Source organism: Haloarcula laminariae (assembly GCF_025457605.1).
Lineage (GTDB): Archaea > Halobacteriota > Halobacteria > Halobacteriales > Haloarculaceae > Haloarcula > Haloarcula laminariae.
Map to the genome: position 1 here is coordinate 1807798 of NZ_JAMZFY010000001.1, position 25415 is coordinate 1833212.

The 25415-nt window shown below is 70.0% G+C and carries 19 protein-coding genes; 11 read left to right on the top strand and 8 right to left on the bottom strand.

Annotated features, from left to right (window positions below; translation table 11 throughout):
- Positions 1–88 precede the first annotated feature (88 nt).
- From NJQ98_RS09305 to NJQ98_RS09340, 8 genes are all read left to right on the top strand, one after another.
- Complete coding sequence (locus tag NJQ98_RS09305; protein ID WP_262177997.1) at positions 89–2170, top strand: DUF4129 domain-containing protein; 2082 nt, start codon at positions 89–91, stop codon at positions 2168–2170.
- Positions 2167–3048, top strand: a complete 882-nt coding sequence (locus NJQ98_RS09310; protein WP_262177998.1) for a DUF7269 family protein — start codon at positions 2167–2169, stop codon at positions 3046–3048. The genes NJQ98_RS09305 and NJQ98_RS09310 overlap by 4 nt, the downstream gene beginning before the upstream one ends.
- Positions 3048–4355: a DUF58 domain-containing protein gene (locus NJQ98_RS09315; RefSeq protein WP_262177999.1), complete on the top strand. Its 1308-nt coding sequence runs from the start codon at positions 3048–3050 to the stop codon at positions 4353–4355. Before NJQ98_RS09310 ends, NJQ98_RS09315 begins: the two co-directional genes overlap by 1 nt.
- On the top strand, positions 4356–5795 hold the full coding sequence (locus tag NJQ98_RS09320; RefSeq protein ID WP_262178000.1) for a glycosyl transferase: 1440 nt from the start codon (positions 4356–4358) through the stop codon (positions 5793–5795).
- A gap of 90 nt (positions 5796–5885) precedes the next feature.
- Positions 5886–7079, top strand: a complete 1194-nt coding sequence (locus tag NJQ98_RS09325) for an AAA family ATPase (RefSeq protein ID WP_262178001.1) — start codon at positions 5886–5888, stop codon at positions 7077–7079.
- Between the two features lie 31 nt (positions 7080–7110).
- Positions 7111–7491 (top strand): DUF2237 family protein, encoded by a 381-nt coding sequence (locus NJQ98_RS09330; RefSeq protein ID WP_262178002.1) that lies wholly within the window; start codon positions 7111–7113, stop codon positions 7489–7491.
- Positions 7492–7575: 84 nt separating this feature from the next.
- On the top strand, positions 7576–8589 hold the full coding sequence (locus NJQ98_RS09335; protein ID WP_262178003.1) for a flippase-like domain-containing protein: 1014 nt from the start codon (positions 7576–7578) through the stop codon (positions 8587–8589).
- A gap of 38 nt (positions 8590–8627) precedes the next feature.
- Positions 8628–11348 (top strand): AAA domain-containing protein, encoded by a 2721-nt coding sequence (locus tag NJQ98_RS09340; RefSeq protein WP_348533559.1) that lies wholly within the window; start codon positions 8628–8630, stop codon positions 11346–11348.
- A 4-nt stretch (positions 11349–11352) separates the two neighbouring features.
- Here NJQ98_RS09340 and NJQ98_RS09345 read toward each other — a convergent pair whose 3' ends face one another.
- Positions 11353–12936 carry a PH domain-containing protein gene (locus NJQ98_RS09345; protein ID WP_262178005.1) on the bottom strand — a complete coding sequence of 528 codons (1584 nt, stop codon included), beginning with the start codon at positions 12934–12936 and terminating at the stop codon, positions 11353–11355.
- Positions 12933–13394 carry a PH domain-containing protein gene (locus NJQ98_RS09350; RefSeq protein ID WP_262178006.1) on the bottom strand — a complete coding sequence of 154 codons (462 nt, stop codon included), beginning with the start codon at positions 13392–13394 and terminating at the stop codon, positions 12933–12935. The genes NJQ98_RS09345 and NJQ98_RS09350 overlap by 4 nt, the downstream gene beginning before the upstream one ends.
- Positions 13395–13545: 151 nt before the next feature.
- Between NJQ98_RS09350 and NJQ98_RS09355 the strand changes: the two genes are divergently transcribed.
- Positions 13546–14439, top strand: a complete 894-nt coding sequence (locus tag NJQ98_RS09355) for a spondin domain-containing protein (RefSeq protein WP_262178007.1) — start codon at positions 13546–13548, stop codon at positions 14437–14439.
- A 30-nt stretch (positions 14440–14469) separates the two neighbouring features.
- On the opposite strand, the gene NJQ98_RS09360 is transcribed toward NJQ98_RS09355, so the two are convergent.
- The gene (locus NJQ98_RS09360; protein WP_262178008.1) at positions 14470–15093 is read right to left on the bottom strand and encodes a beta-class carbonic anhydrase; all 624 of its coding nucleotides are present in this window, start codon (positions 15091–15093) and stop codon (positions 14470–14472) included.
- Between the two features lie 56 nt (positions 15094–15149).
- Entirely contained in the window at positions 15150–17888 is a 2739-nt protein-coding gene (locus NJQ98_RS09365; protein ID WP_262178009.1) for an ATP-dependent helicase, read from the bottom strand.
- A 238-nt stretch (positions 17889–18126) separates the two neighbouring features.
- Here NJQ98_RS09365 and NJQ98_RS09370 point away from each other — a divergent pair, with 238 nt between their 5' ends.
- On the top strand, positions 18127–18900 hold the full coding sequence (locus NJQ98_RS09370) for an ArsR/SmtB family transcription factor (RefSeq protein WP_262178010.1): 774 nt from the start codon (positions 18127–18129) through the stop codon (positions 18898–18900).
- 173 nt (positions 18901–19073) lie between these two features.
- Positions 19074–19835: an MBL fold metallo-hydrolase gene (locus tag NJQ98_RS09375; RefSeq protein ID WP_262178011.1), complete on the top strand. Its 762-nt coding sequence runs from the start codon at positions 19074–19076 to the stop codon at positions 19833–19835.
- 13 nt (positions 19836–19848) lie between these two features.
- On the opposite strand, the gene NJQ98_RS09380 is transcribed toward NJQ98_RS09375, so the two are convergent.
- The 4 genes from NJQ98_RS09380 to rqcH all read right to left on the bottom strand — a co-directional run bounded on the left by NJQ98_RS09380 (position 19849) and on the right by rqcH (position 25342).
- Positions 19849–21006 (bottom strand): GAF domain-containing sensor histidine kinase, encoded by a 1158-nt coding sequence (locus NJQ98_RS09380; protein WP_262178012.1) that lies wholly within the window; start codon positions 21004–21006, stop codon positions 19849–19851.
- Between the two features lie 167 nt (positions 21007–21173).
- Positions 21174–22241: an mRNA surveillance protein pelota gene (locus NJQ98_RS09385; RefSeq protein WP_262178013.1), complete on the bottom strand. Its 1068-nt coding sequence runs from the start codon at positions 22239–22241 to the stop codon at positions 21174–21176.
- 107 nt (positions 22242–22348) lie between these two features.
- A complete protein-coding gene (locus NJQ98_RS09390; protein ID WP_262178014.1) occupies positions 22349–23065 on the bottom strand; it encodes a DUF4013 domain-containing protein in 717 nt (238 codons plus the stop codon).
- A 138-nt stretch (positions 23066–23203) separates the two neighbouring features.
- Complete coding sequence (gene rqcH / locus NJQ98_RS09395; RefSeq protein ID WP_262178015.1) at positions 23204–25342, bottom strand: ribosome rescue protein RqcH; 2139 nt, start codon at positions 25340–25342, stop codon at positions 23204–23206.
- Positions 25343–25415 lie beyond the last annotated feature (73 nt).

The following is a 25415-nucleotide window of genomic DNA, read 5'->3' on the forward strand; positions in this document are numbered from 1 at the left end:
CCCATCGGTCCAGCGGATGCCAGGGATTGATTACCGTCCCGACAACAGCTACACATAACTTCGGTAACTGAATCAGGTGCGTCCACGCGTGGGAACTACAGGCGGCGACGGCGGGGATATCGGCGTCGACAGTCGCCAGCTTCTGCTGGTCGTCGTCTGCCTGTTCGGCCTCGTCGCGGCGGCCTTTCTCGCGCCGGTCGCGGGCCAGAACGCCCCGTTCGGGGACGGGGCCGGCGACCCGTCTGAACGCGTCCCTGACAACCAGGGCGGGGGAGGCGGTGACAGCGCCGGCGACGGGTTCGACGTTCCGGAGTGGCTTCGGGACCTCTTCGGCGGCGGCGATACCGGGGGCGGTGACAGCGGGACCCCGAGCAAGTGCCAGGTCTACGTGGAGAGTACTCCGAAACCCGGAGCACAGGCGACGGTCTTCGTCACCGTCGACGGTGAACCGAGTAGCGGCGTCCGGGTGTGGTTCAACGGTGACTACGTCGGTCGCACGGACGGCCGAGGGGTCGTGACCGGCGAGGTCCCCTTCGAGACCGAGCTGAACGTCACGGTCGAGTCGCCCGTCGACGAGCCGTGCGCGTTCTCGCGGACCGCGCCGGTCGGGCCCTCGGAGTCCGGCGCGGTCGGTTCGGGCGTATCGACGGCGCTCGCGAGTGGGACGAGCGCTATCGGTGTCACACCGGCGTCCCCGAAACTCGACGCCGGGCCGGTCCGCCAGCAGCGCGGCGGCGCGAACAACACGACGCAGTTCGAGGTGGCCAGCGACGCCAGTATCCGTGTCGAGGGCGACCCGTACCCGGGGACGACCGTCACGCTCGTCGCGACGGTCCGGGGCGTGCCGATGGCGAACGCCAGCGTCGCCGTCGACGGGGAGACGGTCGGAACGACCGACGAGCGGGGCCGATACCGGCTCTCCGTCCCCGACCGCGACAGCGTCCGGGTGACCGTCAGCCGCGGCGAGATACGCGGCCGGACCACGGTTTCGGTGTTACAGCTCGCAGTCGGCTACGAGCCACAGCTTGCGGTCCCGGGCGAAACCGTGACCGTGAACGTGACGCGAAACGGCGAGCCGGTCCGGAACGCGACCGTGGCAGCCGACGGGGAGACGCTGGGAACCACCGGTCCCAGCGGCCGGGTGAACTTTACCGCGCCGCTGACGACGGGCGGGACGGTCACGGCCACCACGCCGCTCCAGCGCGCGACGGTCCCGGTGGTGTACGCGTATCTCTACACCGTCGGCGCGTCGCTCCTGCTGGTCGTTCTCTCGACCGTGACGACCTGGGTGACGGCCCGGCGCCGCGACCGCGAGACGGCCCGGCGCGTCGCCCGCTGGTGGGGCGCCGTCGGGGTCCTGTTCGCTGGCTACGCCGTCTGGGAACTGCCGGGGCTGGGCGTCGCCGCTATCTGCGTCCTCGTCGTCGCCCTCTACCGGCACCGGCAAGCGGTCCGAAGCGGTGGGGCGACGGCCGCGGAGCGGGCCGGGGCGTTGCTGGAGCGATGTAAACGAGGACTCCTGCGTGTCGTCGAGGGTCTCGAAGCGACCGTCGACTGGCTCCACGCACAGGCCACGCGGTTCGGGGCGTGGCTCCGCTCGCTGCCCACCTCGCTTTCGGCTCTCGGCGCTCGGTTCTGGGGATGGCTCCGCACGCTGCCCGGACGGCTGCTGGCCGGGCTCCGCGAGTCGCGCCGCGCCGTCGCCGCCGCGCTCGCCGCCGCCGCGCTCGCCGCCGTCGCCGTCGTCGGGACCGCCACCTACGCGTACGGGGTCCCGGGGTTCCTCCTCTCCGTCAGTCTGGTCGCTCTCGCGGCGATTGCCTGGTGGCTCCGGCGGCGAGCGGGCGGGGCCGGTACTGCCGCGGCGTCGGCACCGTCGACGGCCGACAGCGCAGCGGCGACCGAGGACGGCGACGACCCGATGCTGCGCCGACTCTGGCGGCGGCTGGCGAGGTGGGTCCTGCCGGAGACCTGGCGGACGCGAACGCCCGCCGAGGTGTCCCGGGCGGCGATTGAACGGGGGCTGCCGCGCGGGCCCGTCGAGACGCTGACCGAGGCGTTCCGCGACGCAGAGTACGGCGGTCGGTCGGGCGAGCAACGGCGTGAACGGGCCAGGGCGGCCTTCGACGAGATTGCCGGCGCGCGGGACGAGGAGGGCGAGGAACGATGAGACGGCTCACGACGGTGCTGGCCGGCGTCGGCGCGCTGCTCGTGGTCCTGGGCGCCGTGTTCGGCCTGTTGGCCGGGAGCCCCGCCGCGCGGGTCCCGTCCCCGGTCGCCCTCTTCGGCGGGGTGCTCGTGGTCGCCCTGACGCTGTGGAAGCTGGTCCGCTCGCCGGGCGGGGGGTTCGCGCCCGCCCCGTGGGACGAGGACGGGGCTATCGTCGACGAGCCGCCCGAGTCGACGGCGCGGACCGACCCCATCTCGGGGACGGCGCTGTCGGGTGTCATCGAGGCGGCCGCGAGCGACGCGCGCGATGAGACCGTCGAGGCGGGGCTGGCGACGGTCAGGCCGCCGCTCCGGGAGGCGCTCGTCGCGGCGCTGGAGCGGGGCGGCTGGGACCGTGACCGCATCGAGGCGGCGCTGGCCGACGGCTCCTGGACCGACGACCCGGTCGCCGCAGCCGTCCTCGACGAGGGCGTCGTCCCGCCCGAGCGGTCGCTCAGACGCCGGGTCTGGGCCTGGCTCTTCCCCGGGAAAGCCGTGCGACACCGGACGGCTCGGGCCGTCGGCGCCGTCGCCAGAGCGGCCGATACGGCGCTGCCTCCGGTCGTCGGCCAGCGGGCGCCGCGCCCGGTACCGGTGGCCGAACCGACCCTCGACGACCTCCAGCGGGCGGCCGACGGCAGTCTCCGCCGGGCCGTCGACGGGTCGGCCTCGGTCGGCGCGGACGAGTACGAGAAAGACGAGGTCGAGTCGGGTGCAGAGGAGGGGGGCGCTCCGTCGGAGGCACCGGACGGACGCGACGCAACTCCCGAGACACAGCCAGCGTCGGCCGCCGGTGACGAGTCCGCCGAGTGGCCGGCCGAGGCCGGGGGTGGCGACTGATGGCCCGGCGGGTCCGCTGGCGCGGGGCGGTAGTCGCGGCCGTATTGCTCGGCTTCGTCGGCGGTATCCGGGGGAACGGGACCCTGCTGCTCGCCGCGACGATTCCGCTGGCGTACGTGGCCTACGGCTCCGTCTCGACGGCGGCCGTCCCCGAGCGCCTCACCGTCACACGACGGGTCGACCCGCGGGTCGCGCCGCCGGGGCGGCCGGTGACGGTCACGCTGACGGTCCGAAACGACGGCGACAGGACGCTGTCGGACCTGCGCGTCGTCGACCCGGTCCCGTCGGCGCTTGTGGTCCTGCGGGGCACGCCGAGAGGTGGGGGGACCCTCGAACCGGGGGAGTCGGTGACGGTGACCTACACCGTCGTTGCGCGCCGCGGCGAGTTCGACTTCCCGCCGGCCCGCGTGCGGGTTCGCGGGGCCGGCGCGGGGGCGGTGGCGACGGCGGACAGACAGCCGTCGGGCGACACGCGGCTCATCTGTCGGCTGGACGCCGACGCGCCGCCGCTCTCGGATATCGGCGACGCCCGCGTGGGCCGGCTCACGACGGACGCGCCCGGGGAGGGGGTCACGTTCCACTCGACGCGGGAGTACCGCCACGGCGACCCCGCCGGTCGCATCGACTGGCGCGGCTACGCCAAGCAGGGGGAGCTCTCCACCGTCAACTACGACCGGCAGGTCTCGGCGACGGTGGTGTTCGTCCTGGACGCCCGGGCAGCGTCGCGGGTGGCCGCCGGGCCGGGCCGCCCGACGGCGGTCGAACTCGGGGCCTACGCGGCGACCCGGGCGCTCAACACCCTGCTCGGGGCCGGTCACGACGTCGCCGTCGCCGTCGTCGGCGTCGAGGGCGACGGGCCGGGCGGGCTGGCGTGGCTGCCCCCGGGCGGCGGGAGCGAGCAGCGCTCGCGGGCCATCGCCGTGCTGGGCGAGGCCATCGACGCGGCGCCGGCGGCCGACTGTGACCCCACGCAGCAGGCGCGGACGCTGGGCGGCCTGGTCGACAGGCACGCACAGTTCGTGCTCGTCTCGCCGCTGCTCGACGACGCGCCGCTGTCGATGGTCGAGCAGTGGTCCGCGTTCGGCGGCTCCCGGACCGTGCTGTCGCCCGACATCGTGGCGTCGAACACCGTCAGCGGCCAGTACGAGCAGGTCCGGCGCCGTACCCGTCTGGCCCGCTGTCAGGCCGGCGGCGCCCGGTCTATCGACTGGCGGCGCGGGACGCCGCTGCCGACGATTCTGGAGGCGACCTTCGCCGCCGAGGCCCACCGGGCCGGCGGGAGCGTCCGCGCGGGAGGTGGCGGCTGAATGGCCATCGGCGGCACCAGGCTCGACACCCCCTCCGCCGTCGGCGACGAGGGGCGACCGCGCGGCGCCAGCCTGACCGTCGTCGCGGTCGTGGTCGTCGCGATACTGGCCGCCGCCGGCTACCTGGTCGGCCGGCCGCTGGCCTTTACCACGTTCGGACTGTTCGTCGGGCTCACGTCGGCCGGGATGGCCCTGCTGTCACGCGACCGGTTGCAGCCGAAGGTCCTCGGGCACCTGCTCTTTCTCCCGGCGGCGGTCGTCCTGGCCGCGCTCGTTGGCGCGAGCGGGCTCGTCGCGTTGGCGAGCCCGGCGGTGGCCACGCTGGTCGCGGGGGCCCTGGTCGCCATGTTCGGCGTGGCGGCGGGCTGGAACGACGCGTTCGACCGGCCGACGGTCACGACGACGCTCGTCCAGAGCGGGCTCTCGTATCTGTTCTTCCTCGTCTGGCTAATCGTCCTCGCGTTCGTCGCCGGGCTGGGTCTGCTGGGCTGGGAGCTTGCGGGCTCGCTCGCGCGGGGGGCCGGACCGGTCGCCGCGTTCTTCGGGCTGTTCGAACTGCTCGGGGTCGCCGCGCCCTGCCTCTACGTCGCCGTCCGGGCGCTCCCGACCGTCGAGTTGGCGCCGGCCCACCGCCGGTCGACGGCGAGGGCGCGGTACGGGCGACTCAAATCCGCACTGCTCCGGGTGACGCTCGTCGCGTGGGGGGCCGTCATCCTGGGCCTGGTTGGGCTGGCGGCCGGGGTCGGCCAGGCGCTCCTGTCGCCGGTCGGCGGACCGATAACGCTGCTCGCCCAGGTGACCGCGATTCCCCTGCTGGCGGTCGCGGCCCTGGCCCTGCTCGCGGCGGTCCTGGCCTGGGCCGTCCGCCGGACGACCGCTGGCTTCGAGAGCCTGTCGACGCGGACGGTCGGCGCGGCCGTCGCGGCCGTCTGTTACTCCCTCGCGCTGTTCGTCGTCGCCCCGGCCCTCCTCCGACTGGGCTACGTCGGTGCGACAGCCATCCTCGTCGTCCCGGTGCTCCCGCTGCTCGTCTACGTCGGACTCGTCGCGGTCCTGCTGGGCTTTTACACCGGCGTGCTCCCCGGCCGGGCCGCCACGTCGGCCGTCGTCGCGGCCGGGCTGGTCGCCATGGGACTCGGCGGGGCGTTGTACGGGTTCCCGTCGCTGTTCGTCTTCGCGGCGGTCGCCGGCGGGCTCGTCGTCTGGGACGTGGGCACGTTCGGACTCGGCGTGACCGCCGAGCTCGGGCACCTCCCGGAGACGCGCCGGCTGGAGCTGTACCACGGGGTCGTCGCCGTCGGCGTCGGCCTGGTGGGCATCGCCGGCCTGACCGTCCTCGACCTCGCCCGGCGGTCGGTCGGGTCGGCCGTCGGGTCGCCGACGACGATGGGCATCGCGGTCCTCGGCGTCGTGCTGGTGGCCATCGGGCTGCGGGGCTGACCAGCGCCCCGTCACAGCGGGTCGGAGAGATAGGAACCACAGGTCGCCCGGATGGCATAGTTTCATGACAGCGGCGTCTAACGCTTGGATATGACCGAAGCGAGCCTGACGCCCGAGGAGGCCGCCGGGCGCTGTCGGGACATCGTCGACCGGGTCGAGGAGGCCGTCGTCGTCGAGCGGCGGGTGCTGTACGAGACGCTCGCGGCCATCATCGCCCGCGGTCACGTGCTCGTCGAGGACGTCCCCGGGACCGGCAAGACCGTCCTGGCCCGCGTTTTCGCGGAGTCGCTCGGGCTCACCTTCACCCGCATCCAGTTCACGCCGGACCTCCTGCCGGCCGACGTCACCGGCTCGAACATCTACAACGAACACGAGGGCCGGTTCGAGTTCGCGGAGGGCCCCGTCTTCACGAACGTCGCGCTGGCCGACGAGATAAACCGCGCCCCGCCGAAGACCCAGGCCGCCCTGCTGGAGTCCATGGAGGAGCGCCAGGTCAGCGTCGACGGGACGACCCACGAGCTGCCCGAGCCCTTCGTCGTCATCGCCACGCAGAACCCGGTCGAGCAGGAGGGGACCTTCCGCCTGCCGGAGGCACAGCGGGACCGCTTTGCGGTCAAAACATCGATGGGGTACCCCGACGTCGAGGGGGAGATGGACCTCCTAGCGATGCGGGACAGCCGGCGGACCCTCGCGCCGAGCGTCGACCCGGTCGTGACGCCCGAGACGGTACTCGAACTGCAGGAACTGGCCGAGGAGGTCCGCGTCGACGGGAAGGTACGTCGCTACATCGTCGACCTCGCCCGGGCGACCCGCGAGGACGAGCGCACGGAAATCGGCGTCTCCCCGCGCGGGGTCCAGCGGGTGTTCGAGGCGGTCCGGGCCAGCGCCGTCATCGACGGCCGCGAGTACGCCACGCCGGAGGACGTCAAGCGGATGGCCCGGGCGACGATGAGCCACCGGCTCATCCTGACGACCGAAGCCACCGTCGAGAACGTCGACCCGGACGGGATAGTCCGGTCGGTGCTGGACAGCGTGGACGTGCCCGCCGTCTCGCCGGACGCGCCCGAGGCCCCGTCGAACGGCGAGTCCGGTGGGAACAGTGCGGAGGGACCACCGGACGCGGATTCGAGGGGCGGAGACGCCACCGCCGACCAGTCCGACGCCAGCGACCCCCAGTCGACGCCCGAACGCGCAGACGGCCACAGTGAGGGGTCGGCTCCGAGCGACGGGGACGCGTCCAGCCGTCGGGACGGGTCGGTCTCCGACCGGGAGAACGAGCCCTAAACGGTTTCCCGCCGCCGCCCCGGGACCAGGTATGGAGAGCGAAGCCAACGTCCTCGGCGGGGAACTCGAAGCCTGTTCGACGGACCCGACGACGGGGTTCATGCGCGACGGCTACTGTTACCCGCTCCAGCGGGACCCCGGTCGCCACGAGATATGTGCCGTCATGACCGACGAGTTCCTCCAGTACAGCAAAGCCCAGGGCAACGACCTCGTCACGCCACGGCCGGAGCTTGACTTCCCCGGGCTCGACCCGGGCGACCACTGGTGTGTCTGTGTGCCGCGGTGGATAGAGGCCCACGAGGCGGGGGCGGCGCCACCGGTCGATCTGGCGGCGACGAGCGAGGACGTGCTCGACGACGTCGAACTGGAGACGCTCCGGGAGTACGCCCACGACGGGGCGAACGCGGAGTGAGCGCGGTGTCAGCAGCGAAGGTCGGTCCATCGGGGCCTGCGGCGTTCGGTACGCTTTTGCATCGGTCTCACCGACTCCCGGCGTGTGAGACAGGCACGTCGGTTCGTCGCCGGGCTCGGCGTCGGGACGGCCGTGTTCGCGGGCTATCTCTACACGGTCGGTACCGAAACGGTGCTGGCGCGAGCGACGGCCATCGCCCCGTGGGCGTTCGCTCTCGTCGTCGCCCTGGTGGTACTCGAAGGACTGGCCGACGCCATCGGCATCTGGGCGTCCATCTCGCCGCTGAACGGCGGGCTCTCGGCACCGCAGAGCGTTCAGTTCGCGATCGCCGGGGGCTTCTTCGACATCCTCAGTCCCGCCGGCCCGGTGAGTTCCGAGCCCATCATGGCCCGGTTCATCGGCGTCGCCACGAGCACGGGCTACTCGGAGGCGCTGGGCGTCCGCTCGGTCGCCAAATACGTCAAGTCCGGCGGACAGCTGTGTCTCTCGGCCCTGCTCGGTATCTTTGTCCTCGTGGGCACGCCGGACGCCCGGGGAGTGGTCTCGATTCTCGGGGCGTCGATAGCCGGGATGCTCGTGGCCGGCGGACTGGTACTCGCCTCGCGCCGGTACATCTCGACCGGCCTCGTCGCGGTCCTCACCCCCGTGGTCAGTCGCCTCTCCGGCCTCCTCCGTGACCAGCCCTACGACCGGGCCGTCGTCGCCGGCGCCGTGACCCGCTACTGGGAGCGCGTGGTCGAGTTCCGGGACGCGTCGGGGCTTGTCTCGCTCATCGTGCTCGGCGGACTCCTCGAACAGGCACTGACTGCGACAGCACTGTGGGTTGCGCTGGCCGGCGTCGGCGAATCGGTCGCCCTGCTTCCGATTCTCGTCGTCATCCCGCTTCCCCAGGCCGCGAGCGTCGTCCCGATTCCAGGGAGCCTCGGCGCCTACGACCTCCTGCTCGGCGGGGCGCTGGTGCTGGTGACCGGGGCGACGGCCGGCAGCGCGACCGCCGCCGTCCTGGTCGTCCGGACCGTTTCGCTCCCGTTCGGTGCGCTCGCTGGCGGCCTCTGCGTGGCGTATCTGCGCGGCTGGCGGCCCGGCCCCGACGGGTGACCGACAGCGTTTTTCCGGCGCCACCCGTTGCGTTGCCCGTGCAATTACGCGGCGTCGTCGTGGATGTGAGCGACCCCAAAACCGTCGATACGCAGCACGGCGAGTCCGAGCTGTGTGAGGTGACGCTGCGGCCCGAGCGGGGCGCCGGCGAGCCGACGACCGTGACGCTGTGGGGGAAGTGGACCGAGACGGCCGACTACCTCGACCCCGGGATGGAGCTTGCCGTCTACGAGCCCGACGAGCGCCAGTACCGGGGGGAGACGCAGTACTCCGTCGGCGGCGACGCGACCGTCGTCGTCGAGCCCGACTTCCTCGTCGACGTGACCGACATCCGGGCGTGGGTGCAGTGTCCCCGGATGTACTACCTGCGGAAGCTCGACGGCGCGGAGCTGGCCTACCCGCTCGTGAAGGGGACCGTCGTCCACGAGGTGTTCGGGGACCTCCTGCGCGGGCGTGACGTGGAGGCCGCCATCGACGAGGAGGTCCGGGAGGCGGGGCTGGACATCGGCCTGCTGGGTCGCACTGCCGAGGGCGTCGCCGGCGACGTGCGCGACCACGCCAAAGCCATCGAGGGGTGGCTGAATCAGGGGACGCTGACGGAGACCGACGAGTGGCGCTCCGAGATGACGCTCATCTCAGAGCGCTACGGGATGAAGGGGCGGGCCGACGCCGTCCGCCGCGGAATGCCGGTCGAGCTGAAGACCGGCAAGAACACGAAACGCGAGCCCCGTTTCCAGGACAAGATTCAGGCGACGGCGTACGCGCTGATGCTGGGCGAGCGGGAAGCGAACTCCCTCGACGCCAGCGCGGTGATGGCCGGCGACGGCGGCACGAGACGGACGCCCATCGACGCGGCCCCCGACACCGGCACGCTCCTCTATACGAAGAACGCCGCCGTCGACCGCAACGAGGAGAGCGGCGACCTCTCGCCGGCCAAGGAGTTCTCCATCGGCGCCGGCCTGCTGAAATACGTCGTCCGGACCCGCAACGCCATCGCGGCGATGGAACACGACACCGGGGTCCCGACTGGGTACGAGGCGAGCGCCAAGTGCGAGTACTGCTTCGAGCAGGACACCTGTATGGCCGTCTCGGGCCGCCTGGACCAGGAGTCCAAGGCCGGCCAGGTCGGCGTCGCCATCCCCGACGAGGAACGCGAGTACTTCGAGCGGTTCTACCGGGCCATCGAGGCCGAGCGGCGCGCGGTCCACCGCGAGTACGCCAAGCTCTGGGAGCAGTCCCCCGAGGAGCGGGCCGACGACGACCGGGCGCTGGTGAATCTCGAACCGCTCGGACGGACGGAACTCGACGGCGGCCGCTGGGAGCTCCGGGCGAGGGGCACCGGCGCCGTCTCGAAGATTCGCGAGGGCGACTACGTGATGGCCAGTGACGGCGACCCCGTCACCGGCGACGCCGAACTAGGGCGGGTGCAACGCTTGACCGACGGCGAAATCGTCGTCACGACGGACGAACCCCTCGACCTGCGGCGGCTCGACGTCTACCCCTCCGAGATAACCACCGACCGGCTCCAGAACGCGCTCCACGACGCGCTGCTCACCCAGCCGCCCGAGCGCAAGGACGTGCTGTTCGGCCGGCGTGAGCCCGGCTTCGACCCCGTCGAGGAGACGTTCATCGACAACAACGACGCCCAGAACGAGGCCTGCCGGCTGGCCGTCGGTGCCGAGGACTTCGCCCTCGTTCACGGCCCGCCGGGGACCGGCAAGACCTACACGCTGGCCCGGATGGTCCGGGCGCTCGTGGAGCAAGGCGAGAGAGTCCTCCTGTCGGCCTTCACGAACCGCGCCGTCGACAACGCCATCGAGGCGCTGGAGGACCAGGGCTTCACCGACATCGTCCGCGTCGGGACCGAGAGCGGCGTCCGGGAAGACATGCAGAAATACAGGTTAGAACAGTCCGGCGACCCCGAGGAGTGTGCGGGCACGCTGGGGAACGCGCAGGTGGTCGCCGCGACGACGGCGACCTGTGGCGGGACCGCCATGCAGTCCCAGTCCTTCGACGCCGCCGTCGTCGACGAGGCCGGACAGCTGACCGAACCAGGGACGCTCGCGGCGACGACGCTTTCCGACCGGTTCGTCCTCGTGGGCGACCACCAGCAGCTCCCCCCAGTGGTCCAGAGCGACGACGAGACCCTCACCACATCGCTGTTCGAGCGGCTCATCGAGGAGTTCCCCGATGCGGGCGTGATGCTCGACCGCCAGTACCGGATGGCCCAGCGCATCCAGGCCTTCGCCTCCCGGGAGTTCTACGACGGGCAGTTGCGGCCGGCGACCGGCGCCGTGGCCGCCCAGCGAATCGACGACCTCGACGGGGTGTCGATGGATGCGCTGCCGTCACACCTGCGGGACGGCGTGGCCTTCGTCGACCCCGACGGGTCCCAGACCGGCAACACCAACCCCGCCGAGGCCGACGCCGTGGCCGAGGTGGTCGCGGCCTACCGCGAGGCGGGCGCCCCCGCCGACGACATCGGCGTCATCGCGCCGTTCCGAGCACAGGTAGCCGAACTGAACCGGCGCCTGCTCGACGTGGCCGTCGACACCGTCGACCGGTTCCAGGGGTCGAGCAAGGAGGTCATCGTCGTCTCCTTCGTCGCGACCGGCGCCCTGGAGGGCCCCATCTTCGAGGACTACCGGCGAATCAACGTCGCGCTGACGCGTGCGAAGAAGGCGCTGGTACTCGTCGGCGACGCCGACGCGCTCGGGACCGACCCCGTCTACGGCCGGATGGTCGAGTGGGCGCGGTAGCCGGTCACGCGTCGCGGTCGGCCTTTCTCGCGAGCAGGTCGGTGTAGAGGCGCTCCCGGAGCGTGTCCCGGAGCTGTGCGGCCCGCTCGTCGTCCACGTCGTAGGCCCTGGCAGAGCCGCCGAGGATGCTGCTCGTCGACGCCGTGTCGGCCGTCACCGTCGCGAGGTCGCGCCGCCGCTGGAACGGCGACCGGCCGACGAACACCGTCTGGACGCGGTAGTAGGGGACGATGCGGGTCGTCTGGCGCCAAAAGCCCGTCCGCGTCGCCAGCACGTCGTCGTCCAGCGCGACGCCGCGGTGTCGCCACCGGAGGTGGGCCGCGGGCGGCACCAGGACGAACAGGCCGAGCAACAGCCACCAGAGGCCGCTCCCCAGCAGGAACGTGTCGACGGCGTAGCCGACGGCAGTCACGACGCCGGCGACGATAGCGAAGCGGGCGGCGTATCGACGACGGGCACGCGTCGGGGCCCGCTCGAACGCCAGGTCGCCGAAGGGTTCGATGTCGCTGGCCAGGTCGTAGACGACCGGCCGCGGGGCCATCGGGATGGCCACGCCCTGTCCCGACTCCTGGCTCCCGCCGCTGTAGCCCGCGGTCTCGACCACGAGGGTCGCGAAGCCAAAGCGGCGCATGGCCGCGTTCTCACGGATGGAGACGGTCTGGACCTTGGACAGCGGGATGGTGCCGCTGTACCGGCGGAGCAGTCCGCGCTCGTAGCGCAGGTCGTCGCCCTCGCGGACGAGCCGGAAGTCGTAGTACTCGACGACGGTCAACGCGACGCTCAGGACGAGGGCGGCCACGAGGAACTGCAATCCCACGAGGACCACCAGCGCGACCAGCTGCGGCGGGCCGAAGGCCTCCAGCACCGCGAGCGAGAGCGAGGACCCGCCGCCCACGAGCCCCAGGTTGAAGCGGAGGACGCCGGTCAGGATGTCGATGCCCAGCGGGAGCCCGACGAGCAGGAGGACCGGCGCGGCCGGTCGCACGGAGACGACGGCGTAGGTGAGGAGGTCCCGGAGCGTGAACTCGAACAGCTCCTCGGTTCGGTGGCCGGCGGCCGCCGGCTGGGCCGGCGCGTCCGGCCCCGGGTCAGCCGATTTCTCCGACTCGGTGTCGACATCCGTTTCGGCAGCCGCTGTCGGCGCCGTCGCCGTCTCCCCGTGGCGCTGGACGAGGGTGCGAAGCCGCTCGGCCTCAGCCTGGTCGACGGCGTCGAGGGTCGCCTCCGTGGCGGCCCCGCCGGCTGTCTCGAAGGCGACGACGCTGAGCCCGAGCAGCCGGTTCAGAATCCCCTGTCTGCTGTCGACGTTCTGGACGCGTCCAAGCGGTATCTCCCGGGACTGGCGGGCGAGGACGCCCGACTCGACCCGCAGCGTGTCGCCCTCGATCTCGTAGGTGAACCGGTAGTACCGCGCCAGCGCGAACCCGCCCACGAGCAGGGCCAGCGCCGGAATCATCAGCGGCACCGCCGCGGCCGGCAGGCCGAGAACCCCGGCCAGCGTGGTCCCGGCGATGACGCCGAAGAACGCCCCCTGGACCAGCCCGCGACCGACGCTCACCGCGCCACTGAGCGGGTGGAGCCGTCTCATACCGCGTCTGTGGCCTCGCTCTCGCCGGCGAGGTCACGCAGGCGCTCGCGCAGTTCGGTCGCCCGCTCGGGCCGCAGCCCCGGTATCGTGATGTCGGCGCCGCGCGACCCGGCGGTGTACACCACTACGCTGGCGAGCCCGGCGGTCCGTTCGACGGGGCCGCGCGTGGTGTCGACGTGCTGGACTCTGACGTAGGGGACGGAGGTGTCGGTTCGCGTCACCACACCGCGGACGAGAAAGAGCGCGTCGTCCTGGAGCTCGAACCGCCAGATTCGCTGGGCCAGCACGGCGTGTACGGCGCCCAGAGCGACGAGGACGGCCCAGCCGACGGCGGCGAGTTCGACCGGGACCGGAACGAACAGCCTATCAGCGACGACGACCAGACCGACGAGAACCAGGCCGACGATGGCCGTGCGACCGGCCCACAGCAGCCTGACCCGCGGGTGCAGCGACTCCATACCGGGTTGTGGGCCGAGGGCCGGATTAATCGTTTGGACCGCAGTCGCACGCCGGACACAGATTCCGAAGGGAGTCCGGGGGGATTTGGAACGGAGTCGTCCCCAATGTTGAAAAATGCCTATTCAGGCCCCCTCCGTCGCCTCAGTCGCAATGTCAGACAGTTCGACTCGACGGCAGTTCATCGCCGCGACGGGGAGCGCGGCCGCGCTCGCCCTCGCCGGCTGTAGCGGGGACAGCGGGAGCGGCTCGCCGACCGACACGGCGGAGAACATGACCGAAGCGGGGACGATGAGCGGGCAGATGACTGAGAGCGGCTCGATGGCGTCGACGAACGTCACCGTCCGCATCGAGAACGTCGCGCCGTCGGACTTCTACGGTGCCGACAGCCACACCGGCGGGGGAATCTGGATTACGCCGGGGGCGTACGCGGTCCACTCGGGGGACAACCCAATCTACACCGAAGGCGAACCCGCCTCTATCGGGCTCGAGGCACTGGCCGAGGCCGGGCCACCGACCGGGTTCGAGGGCAAGCCGGGACTCGTGGACGAGCTGAGTGAGATTGGCGGCGTCGCCCACTCGGGCGCTTACACGCCGGCAGACACTGTCGCCGACCCGAACGACCCGATGGGCGAGGTGCCCGGCGCGCCGCCCATCGCTCCGGGCGGCGCCTTCGAGTTCGACATCGGGGCCGCCCCGGGCCAGAAGCTGTCCTTTGCGAGCATGTTCGTCCCGTCCAACGACGTCTTCTTCGCGCCGGACACCGACGGCATCGCGCTCTGGCCCGAGAGCGGTGAGCCGGTCGACGCCGACGTGACCGACAGCGTGGCCCTCTGGGACGCCGGGACGGAGCCCAGCGGCCAGCCCGGCCGGGGCCCGGACCAGGCGCCCGCACAGGACAGCGCGACCCAGGGCGGCGACCAGGGCGGCGTCGTCCGTCGACTCGGCGCGGTCGGGGACGGCTACAGCTACCCCGACGTTCGAAACGCCATTCGTGTGACGCTGACGCCCCAGGGGTCGATGAGCGACAGCGACGGAATGAACTGAGGATACCTCAACCGCTATCGCCCGGACTCGTTACACGCGTTCGCTTATCTCCTCGCCGATGTGCTCACCGGGCCGGCGCAGGTGCCCGCTCTCGACCTCGTAGACGTAGCCGGTGACCGGCACGTCGGGAATCAGCGGGTGGTTCTCCAGATACGACACCTGCGCCGCACAGGCCTCGTCGATGTTGTCGGTCATGCGGACCCACTCGGCGATGGACGCGTCGCCGATGTTCAGCTCCGGGAGCGCCGGGTCGAGGTCGACGTCGTCGATGTCACCCTCGACCGCCGCTTCCAGGCCCCCGACGATGTCCTCGTCGGCGGCGCTCATCATCCCGCAGTCGGTGTGATTGACGACGATTATCTCCTCGGTGTCGAAGAACTGCAACGTCAGTGCCGCCGAGCGAATGACGTCGTCGGTGACTTTTCCCCCGGCGTTCCGGAAGATGTGCGCGTCACCGAGTTCCAGGCCCAGTACTTCCTCTATCGGTATCCGCTCGTCCATGCAGGCGAGGACGAACAGCTGCTTGTCGTTCGGGATGTCCTTGCGTCGCCGCCGCGCCCAGTCGTCGCGCGCGTCGACGCTGTCGTCGACCCACTCGTGGACGTGGCCGGCCTCGGGCGGCTCGGAGTTGTGCTCGTGTGTGTGATGTGCCATCGCCTACCGGTTCGCCCGTGAGCCAAATCACTCTTGTCCCGAACGACCACGAACCGTCAGTCGTCCACTGCCACGGCGTCCTCGCCCTCTATCTCGTCCAACACGCGGCGGTGAAACTCCGCCAGCACCGCGGACTCGTCCTCGGCGAGCACCACGTCGCTGGCGAGCAGCGTCGCCAGCCCGAACGCCCGCGGGGACGGGGAATCGACGCGAACCGTCGTCACGTCGAGCGCTTCCCGCTCGATGTCGGTCAGCACGTCCTCGATGGCGTCGACGTTGAGCTTGTCCTGCAGTATCTCGCGGTAGGTCTCCTCGACGACGGCGAACTCGCCGAGGTCCTCGGCGAAGCCCAGCAGCATCTCCGCCGAGACCTGCTGTTCGCTTGCCGACTTCTCGTAGCCCTTGTACCGTTTGAGTATCATCAGCGAGCGCGTCGCGTTGATGCGGAAGTACCGCTGGAGGAGGTCCGTCCCGTCGAGCGCCGCCCGCAGGTCCCCGCGGACGTCGCCGGGGTCGATGTCGCGGACGATGCGCTCGATGTCGACCTTCCGGTTGAGCGGCATCGAGAGGGTGAAGCCGTTGTCGGCCACGGCGACCTGCACGTTCGCGCTCGCGGCCTGGGCGACCCGGTATGCCAGCAGCCGGGAGAACCCGTCGTTGAACCGCCGGCCGTAGCCCGAGTGGACGTAGTAGTGGCGCTCGTACTCGTCGTGGTCCATCGCCTCCTCGATAACCAGCCGCTCGTCCGTCGCGACGCTCTCGCTGCCGGCGTAGGCCACCTGCTCGCGGAACATCCGCGCGATTGCGCGGACGGAGTTCTCGTCGAGCGGGAAGGTCCGGAGCCAGTTGCGGACCTCGGAGAGGCCGCCGGCTTCGAGCTTTTCGAGGAGCGTGCGCTGGAAGGCCAGTATCTCCCGACCGAGGTCGTACGAGAGCGGCAGGCGCTCCGAGAACCACGATGGGACGGTCGGACGGGCCGCCGTCGGGTCGACGTACACCTTCGACCCGCGGCGGTAGCGGTACTCGAAGTTCGACCCGCCCAGGACGAACACGTCGCCTTTCTCCAGGGTATCGAGATAGGACTCGTCGAGCTGTCCCACCCACTCGTCGCCGCTGCGCGTTATCACGTCACAGGTGAACGAATCCGGGATGGTCCCGATGTTGGTCATGTAGATGACCCGGGCCAGCCGCCCGCGCTTGCCGACGAGCGGCTCGCCCACGTCGTACTCCTCGTAGTGGTACTCGCCGTCGGGCGGGTCGTTGGCGTCGCGCCATATCTTCGCGTAGACGTTCTTCTCCTCCATGCCGGGGTAGTCGGCGGTGAGATACCGACAGAGCCGCTCCCAGTCGTCGTCGGAGTAGTTCCGGTAGGGGTAGGCCCGTTCGAGGATGCCCCGGACCTCGGACTCGGGCCGGACCCGATTGATAGCCATCCCGTAGACGTGCTGTGTCGCCACGTCCTGGGCGTTCTCGGGGATGAACACGCGGTCGACGAAGCCGTCGGTGGCCTTCCCGAGCATCACCGCACACTCGACGAGCTCGTCGCGGTCCAGTGCGATGACTCGCCCCTCGACGGTCTCGCCGAGCTGGTGACCGGCCCGACCGACCCGCTGGAGCAGAGCGGCGACGGATTTGGGGGAGCCGACCTGCACGACGAGGTCGATGTAAGGCATGTCGATGCCCAGTTCGAGGCTCGTCGATGTCGTCACGACGTCGAGCGCCCCCTCCTTGAGCTTCCCCTCTATCTCGTGGCGCTTGTCCTTCGACAGCGAACCGTGGTGACAGCCCGAGTTCCCCTCGTCGTACTCGTCGTACCGTTCCCGCAGCGTCTGGAGGACGCGCTCGGCCCCGGAACGGGTGTTAGTGAACACGAGCGTGTTCGTGTGGTCCTGGACGTGCTCGTGCAGTTGGCGGTAGAAGCGGTCGGTGACGACATTGCTCGGCGTCCCGATGAGGTCGTCGGTCGGACAGGTCAGCTCGACGTCGAGGTCCCGGACGAAGCGGGTGTCGACGAGTTCGTACGGCCGGGGCTCGCCGCCGGGTTCCTCGCGACCGACCAGGAACTCGGCGACCGTCTCCAGGGGTTCGACCGTCGCCGAACAGCCGATTCGCGTGGGCGACCCCTCGGCCATCGCCTCCAGGCGCTCCAGCGACACCGAGAGGTGCGTGCCGCGCTTGTTCTCCGCCAGGCTGTGTATCTCGTCGACGACGACGTACTCCACCGTTTCGAGCTTCTCCTGGAACTTCGGGGAGTTCAGCAGTATCGCCAGCGTCTCCGGCGTGGTGTTGAGGATGTGGGGCGTGGTCTCCAGCATCGCCTGCCGGTCGGCACTGCTCGTGTCGCCGTGGCGGATGGCGTGGCGTATCTCGACGTCCTCCCCGCGCTCGTCGAGCTTCCCGGTGATGCCGTCGAGTGGAACGGTCAGGTTCCGGTGGATGTCGTTGGCCAGCGACTTCAGCGGCGAGACGTAGAGGCAGTAGACGCTGTTGTCGAGGCTGTCCTCGCGGGCCTTGGCGAACAGCTCGTTGATGATGGCGGTGAAGGAGGCGAGCGTCTTCCCAGAGCCGGTCGGCGCACAGACCAGTGCGTTCTCGCCCTCGTGGATGAGCGGAATCGCCTCCTTCTGTGGCGGCGTGAAGAAGCCGCCGTTCCCGGGGACGAACTCGCCGAACTCCTCGACCCACCACTGGGCGACAACCGGTGTGAGCCGTTCGAGTACGTCCGCGTCGTCGATGTCGACCGACGCCGCGTCGAAGTCGGGGTCGGTGGCGGCGAGTCGCTCGCGCGGGTCCATCGTCTGGGTAGAGGTTGGCCCCGACGGACAAGTGGGTTCCGCACGGTGGCACGGTCCGCGTCCGCCGCCGACACCGGGAACGGGGCCGGGCAGGTTACTCATCGCCCCCTCCGTCGTCGCTCCCGTCGTCCTCGGTCGCATCGGACCCCCAGTCGCCATCCGGCGGCCGGGAGCGATAGCGAGGCGACCTTAGTCAGTCTCCGCGAGATTCATTATGCTGGCCGTCCCTGACTGCGACATGTCCCTGCTGCCCTCCCGCGGCCCCGACGCCAGTAGCTCGCAAGACGGCGAGCTACAGGTGGTCGGAGTCGACGAAGACGTCGCGTCCGTCCTCGATGCGCTCTCCTCGGAGACGGCTCGTGACATTCTCAATGCGGTGTACGAAGACCCCGGAACGCCTTCCGACCTGGCCGACCGCCTCGGCATGTCCATCCAGAAGGTCTCCTACCACCTGGAGAAGCTGGACGAGGAGGACCTCATCGCCGTCGCCGGCACCCAGTACTCCGAGAAGGGCCAGGAGATGACGGTGTACGAACCGCCGGATGACCCGCTCGTCGTCTTCGTCGGGACGCCCGACCGGAAGCGGACGCTGCGCTCGCTGGTCGAGCGGCTCGTCCCCGCTGTCGGCCTGCTCACGGCGGCCAGCGTCATGGTCCAGGCCGTCTTCGGGACGATACCGGGCCTGCTCGGCTCGCCGGAGAGCGCGGACGGGGCCGGTCCGGGCGCCGGCGCGGCCAGCGGAACGCCCGAGCCGACGCCCACGCCCGAACCGACGCCTACACCCACGCCGACCGACGGCGGTGATATCGGTATCATGGAGACGACCAACCACACGCCCACGCCCACACCCGAGTCGACCCCGACCCCCGTCGAAGTCGCACAGGAGGCGACGGAGACGGCCGCGGCCGCCGCGAGCGGCGGCGGAATCGACCTCGAACCGGGCGTCGCGTTCTTTCTCGGGGGGCTCCTCGTCCTGACGGCCGTCGGGCTGACCTTGGCCTACACCAGATAGCTCAAACGCGATTTTGACCATCGGATGGCCTTTTTACGTATCCCTCAGTAGCCAGATACAGGCCGTCACCCGACACGTCTGCCCGCGTGTCAGTCCCCTCAACGGCGGCCTTCCCCTCGCTCCGCCCCGCTGTCGCACCAACCCCTTTGGCCCTCCCCCCACAACCGCGGGACATGCGACTCACCTTTCTCGGAACCGGTAGCGCGATGCCCACCGGGCGACGGGCGCAGTCGGGTGCGCTGCTCGAAACCGACGAGGGGGCCCTGCTCGTCGACTGCGGCAGCGGCGTCCTCGACGCGCTCGCACGGACCGATACGGGCTACGAGGGCGTCGACGCCGTCCTGTTGACCCACCACCACCTCGACCATGTCTCGGACATCGACGTGCTGTTGAAAGCCCGCTGGCTGGCCGGTGAGACGGAACTGACGATTGCCGGGCCGCCCGGGACCGCCGACCTCGTCACTGACCTGCTTTCGGTCCACGAGTACATGCAAGACCGCATGGACCTCCGGCTGGTCGACATCGAGGAGCCGACGTTCTCGCTGGCTGGTCTCGACGGCGAGCGGACCGAGACACGCCACTCGATGCAGTGTTTCGCCTATCGGCTGACGCCGTCGGGGGGCGGGCCGACGGTCGCGTTCAGCGGCGACTCGGAGGCGTTCCCCGAACTCGTCGCCTTCGCCGACGGGGCCGCCGTCTTCGTCCACGACTGCTCGTTTCCCGACGACGTCGACGTCTCGAACCACCCCACACCGTCGAGTCTCGGAACCGCACTCGCCGAGGCCGACGCCGACCTGGGCCGTGTCTACCTGACTCACCTGTACCCACACACCGAGGGGCGACACGAGGAGATGTTAGCGTCGCTGGGCGAGGCCTACGACGGTGACGTTCGCTTTGCGGAGGACGGGCTCGCTATCACGCTCGACGCGATATGAAACCGCCGGGCTCTCAGGCCCGCTGGAGCGTCACGCGAAACTCCGCGCCGCCCATGTCGCTCTCGCCCACCGTGACGTCGCCGCCGTAGGACTCCGTGAGCGCGCGGACGAAGCCGAGCCCGAACCCGGTCCCCGAGCTGTCGGGCCCTTTCGCACCCATCTCGAATATCTCCGAGCGGATATCCTCGGGGACGCCGCTGCCGTCGTCGGCGAACGCGATGACGACGGTGCCGCTCCCCGCCTCCGCTACCGAGATGTCCATGTGGACGGGCCCGTCGTTGTGGACGGCCGCGTTCGAGACGAGGTTCGTAAACACTGAGTCGAGCAGGTCGCCGCTGTAGACGCGGTAGTCGGCCGTTTCGGGGTCGAAATCGACGGTCAGCTCCGGGTAGTTCGCTTCGACCTCGGCGGCGGTGTCCTCCAGAATCACCCGTAGGTCCTGGGGTTCGGGCTCGTCTTGCTCCTCCAGCGTGCTCACGAGGTTCCCGACCCGTTCGATGAGGTCGGCGGAGCTCTCGGCGGCCCGCTGTATCTTGCCCACGTATTCGGCGGTCTGACCCTCGACCTCGCTCGCGACGACGTCTGCGAAGCCGGCGATAATCTGGAGGTCGTTCCCCAGGTCGTGGCGCAGGAGCCGGTCGTACATCTCTATCATCTCCTTGCGCGTCTCCAGGTCCTGGCGGGCCCGTTCGAGCCGCTCGCGCGAGCGGATGTTGCTGATGGCCGTCGCCGCGTGGGAGGCCAGAATCTCCAGCGGGCGGCTGTACTCCTCGCCGAACGTGTCGACGGAGGTCGAGCGGGTGACCAGAATAGCGGTCACCTCGCCGCCGACTTGTGCCGGGACCGCGAGCGTCGCGGTCACGTCCGAGTCCCCGTCCAGGCCGGCCTCGTCCCCGATCGTGACGACTGTCTCGGCCGCCTCGAAGGCCTGCTGGGCGACGGGGCCGGGCTTGCCGCCCTGGGTCAGCCGCGGGTTCGTGCTGTGGACCACTTCGAGTTCGCCATCGCGCACCTCGATGAACGTGGAGTAAGAGAACTGGAACAGCAGCGACATCGCCTCGAGTGTCAGCGATACGACCTCCTCGACGGACTCACACCGGTTGAGCGCTTGCCCGTACTTGTTGAGGTCCGCGACCTGCCTCGCGAAATCCTGCTGTTCTTCGAATGACATCCCTTCGTGTCTCCGGAGTTGCGTATGCGTAGTTGGTACCAGTATAAAAATGCCACACCAACGAGTACCAGAATCGATACTGGCGGACGGTGGAGTCGCCGGAACGGGCCCGAACGGTCCGCCAACGACCGCGGCGGACCTACCGGGAACGGGGCCGACCGCCGGCGCTATTCGAGCCGGTAGCGAAGGAGGGCGGCGATGCCGCCGAGGTTCGCGAGCTGCTGGCCCGGCGCGAACTCGGCCGAGAACACCGTCACGTCGCCGCCTTTCTGCTCGGTCGTCTCGATGATGTCGTCGGCGTCGATGTCCCAGTCGCCCTCGCCGGCCCGCTCCTTCCGGAGCCGCTCGTCGAGGACGAGCAGCGTCTCGATGGCGCCGAAGTCGGCGGCTTTGGCGACCTCCTCGGGGCCGTAGGCGACCTCGCTCCCCTCGCCGATGCGGGCCATCAGCTCGTCGATGTGGTCGGCCTCCTCGGCGATGCGGGTCCGTTGCTGGACGTCCTCGACGGCGCCGCGTTTCAACACCTCGTGGACGCCGCGGTCGCCGACGGCCGCGGTGTCGACCGTGGTTATCTGCTCGGCGATGTCCGGAATCGCGTCCTCGAAGTAGTCCAGCGCGTCCTGCTTGGTGAAGCCCGGACCGGCGAGGATGTAGGTGTCGACGTCCTGGCGCTTCAGCACGTCGGCGAGTTCGGAGAACAGCTCGTCGCGGGGGCGGGCGTAGTCGCCTTTCCCCGTCGTGGACGTGATGGTCGCACGCTCCTCGGTCCCGTACTGGGCGACGGTGTGGACGTGGGCCTCCCCCTCCTCGACCGTGGCGATGGCCACGTCGGGGTTCTCGGTGGACTCGACGGCCTCCTCCAGCCGGTCGTTCTGGTCGGGTTTCCACCGCTTCTCGACGGTGAGTTCGGTGTGTTCCTCGACGTTGAGCGTGTGGTGAAAGCCCAGCTGGTCCTCCCGCGAGCAGTCGACGATTTCCCCGCCGACGCGAAGGCGGTTGGCGAACTTCGCGAACTCCACGTCGGAGACCTCGATTTGCAGCCACATCGGCTCGCGCTCGCCGCCCTTGTCCCGGAGGTTGTCGTCGTTGCGCTGGATGCGCCGTGTGGTGTCGCCGGAGACGTGGTCGCCGGGCTCGATGACGTAGGAGAGGTGCCAGAGGTCGTCGAGGGTCTCGGGGACCAGCTCGACGCGCTCGCGCCCCTCGCCGGTGGCCTGCCGGCTCTGTATCTGCATACCCGAACTGCGCCGGCCGGTCACAAGTGCCCTGCTATTCGCACTGGTGCCGCGGGCCGGGCGGTGTGTCCTCCCCCCGGGACGCGCCCGCCCTCTGATAGGTCGCGTCAGTACGTCGGCTGGTTTGCGTCGGGCTCCGGCTCGTCGGCACACAGCGGCGTATCGGCCACGCCGGCCCCGATGGCGTACGCGCTGGCGACGTTCCCGTAGAAGGTGATAAACGGTATCAGGACGATACCGACGATGGTGAACACGACCACGTTGCCCGCGAGCTGAGCGAGGAAGTTGATGGCGACGGCGATGACGACCCCCGTCAGGTAGGCCTTGTCGACGCCCACGGAGCGTATCGTCGACGGCGAGAAGGCCGAGCCGACCTCACCGGTCACCGCGTAGGCGGCGACTGCGGCCGGGAGGAGATAGAGGGCGGCGAGCCCCACCAGGAACGCGACCAGCATGAACGCGAGCACCGCGACGACGCCGAGTACGGCGAAGACGTCGCCGGCACTGCCGCCGACGCCGGACCCCGCGACTGGGATGAAAATCGCGAACCACGACACGAGAAAGAGCACGAGCGGGACGAGCATGTAGGCGAACCCGATCAGCAGGGTGACCAGCCCGTCGACGAGCAGGTCGCCCCAGTCGTCGAACACCGGCGGCGCCTCGGTCTCGCCGGCGCTCACCCGCCTGATAACTCTGACGTGGTAGCCGTTGACGAACAGGACCGGAATGAAGAGTATCCCGAGCAGGGTCAACACGCCGCCGATGACGATTGTCTCTACGTGCTGTTCGCCCCGCCACGGATACTCGATTGCGTCCTCGAACATGGGTAGTCACCGCGCGCCCCGCACACCGAGCGGCGGGGCCGGGAGTTCGGATTCGGGTTTTCCTATCAGCCACATAAACGTTTACAATGACCCGTCTTCAGGTCGCCGGCAGTGGCCCAGCAGTCACCGACAGGTGGGTCACTCGTCGACCATCCGGCTCCCGCCCGGGGGCAGGAACTCCTGAATCAGGTCGGGGCTGGCGACCTTGCGGACGAACGACTCGTCGGTGAACCGGTCCTTGAACTCCCGGTAGAGCCGCTTGGCGATGTCGTTCTGGGCGTACTGGCCCGGCTCGACCTCGATGCTGGTCGCAACGTCGCCCTCGACGGCCGCCGGCGGCCCGCCGACGACCTGCGTCCGGTCCTCGCAGGTGATGCCGACGGCGACGCCGACGGGGGTGTCCTCGAAGTAGGTCCGGTCGCCTCTGACCGCGAAGCCGCCCTTCTCCAGGTACTCCCCGCTCTCGGGGGTCTTCGAGACCTGGTCGGGGTCGACCATGTACACGTCGCCGGCGAACTTCCCGTCCTTCCAGACGGAGCTGTAGGAGACGGCGAACTGCGCGGCCTGGTCGAGCGACGACTGCGGGAAGTCGACCTCCCTCGACGATTCGCTCGGTCCGGTGGCCTTGAGAACCGTGACCGGGCCGCCGTGAGCCTGCGCGTGGAAGAACTTGTCACCGCCCTCCAGGTACTTCTGGACGAGCTGTTCGTTGTCGTCGGCGTCGCGGCCGCCGATGACGAGATAGCCGTCGGAGGTGCGAAACCAGCGGAACTGCTCGTACCACTGCTCGTTGTGGCGGACGGGAATCGACGGCTCGGCGAGCCAGTCCGTGGGTTCGTCGTCGGCGTCGCTCTCCTCGTCGGTGTCGTCCCCGTCGTCTTCCTCCCACTCGTCACGGCGCCGCTTGACCGCTTCGAGGTCCTCGCGGGTGTCCTCGATGGCCGCCTGGGCGCCCTCCTTCTTGCCCTCGATTCGCTTTGCCTCCTTGTACAGCTCGTCGGCGTTCTTCTCGACGCCGGTGTCGGCGTCGACCGTGATTCGGGTGCCGTCGATGTCGAGGGTGACGGTGCCCTCGCTGCCGTCGAGGCCGGCCACGGCCTCGGCGGCCGGGATGCCCTGCTCCGCGCCCTCCCGGAACTTCGCCTCGATGTCGTCCCACGGGACGTCGTCGCTGCGGGCGCCCTGTACCGTCGAGAGCACGTCGTCGACGAGGTCGTAGCGGGCATACAGCAACTCGGCCTTCTCGCGTTCGGCCTGCGCGTCGGCCTCGAAGTCCTCGATGGCCTCCTGTTGCTGTCGGATGATGTGTTCGTACTTCGATATCTCGCCCTCGAAGTCGGGGCGTTTGGTCTCCCCGCCTTCGACCTCCTCCTCGCGCTGGAAGTTGTAGAAGTAGTCGTCTAGGGCGTCGTTGAACGTCTCGAAGCGCTCGCTGTACAGGTGCTCGTACTCCGTCAGCGCGACCGGCGTCGCGTCGACGCGGCGGCGCTCGGGCTCGCCGCCCTCGTCGGTCTCGCCGTCCACGTCCTCGTAGTACACCCGCGGGTCCAGCGTCCCCTCGCGGAGGGTGGTCGCGAACTCGGAGACCACCTCGTAGAGGCGTTCGAGCTGGTCCTCGGTGAGGTCCTCGACGGCCTCGTGGTAGTCGATGCCGGCCCGCGTACACAGCTCCTCGCCGTAGAGCCCGCCGAAGTTCAGCTGGGTCGCCAGGGTGCGGACGAGGTCGGCGTCGGACTCCCGTATCCGGGCGACGAAGCCGTCGTAGCCCACCGTCAGCGGGTTGAACCGGGCGGAGGGGAACTCGTAGGGCGTCCCCGGCGCCACGGTCCGTGACTTCAGGCGGACCGTTTCGAGACAGTCGATGACCTCGCCGTGGCCGTCGAGCACCGCGAGGTTGCCGTCGCCGAACAGCTCCGCGACGACCGTCGTCGAGCCGTCACCGCGGGAGAACTCAAGCTCCAGAATGCGGTCGAACTCGAACTGTTCCACCCGCACGAGGTCCGCCCCCGAGAGGCGGTTCCGGAGCATCATCGCGAAGTCGGGCGGGCGGCCCGGGGCGTCCGGGACGTGGTCCGCCGAGGCGACGTAGGCGCCTTTCACGTCGCCGAGTTCGATGATGAACTCGACGCGGCCGCGGTCGAAGTCCCGCAGCTTCAGGCGCACGAGGTCGTCCTCGGCGTACAGGTAGGCCTTGTCGAGTTTCGCACCGGTGTACTCGGCGAGCTCGGCCTCTAAGGCGGCGAGGTCGACGCTCGTCAGCTCCCGCTTGTGGTCCATGTCGATGGCTGTCGTCGGCCGCCCAAATGCCTATCGGGACGGCGAGGGCGACACCGGCGAGTAGGTACTTTTT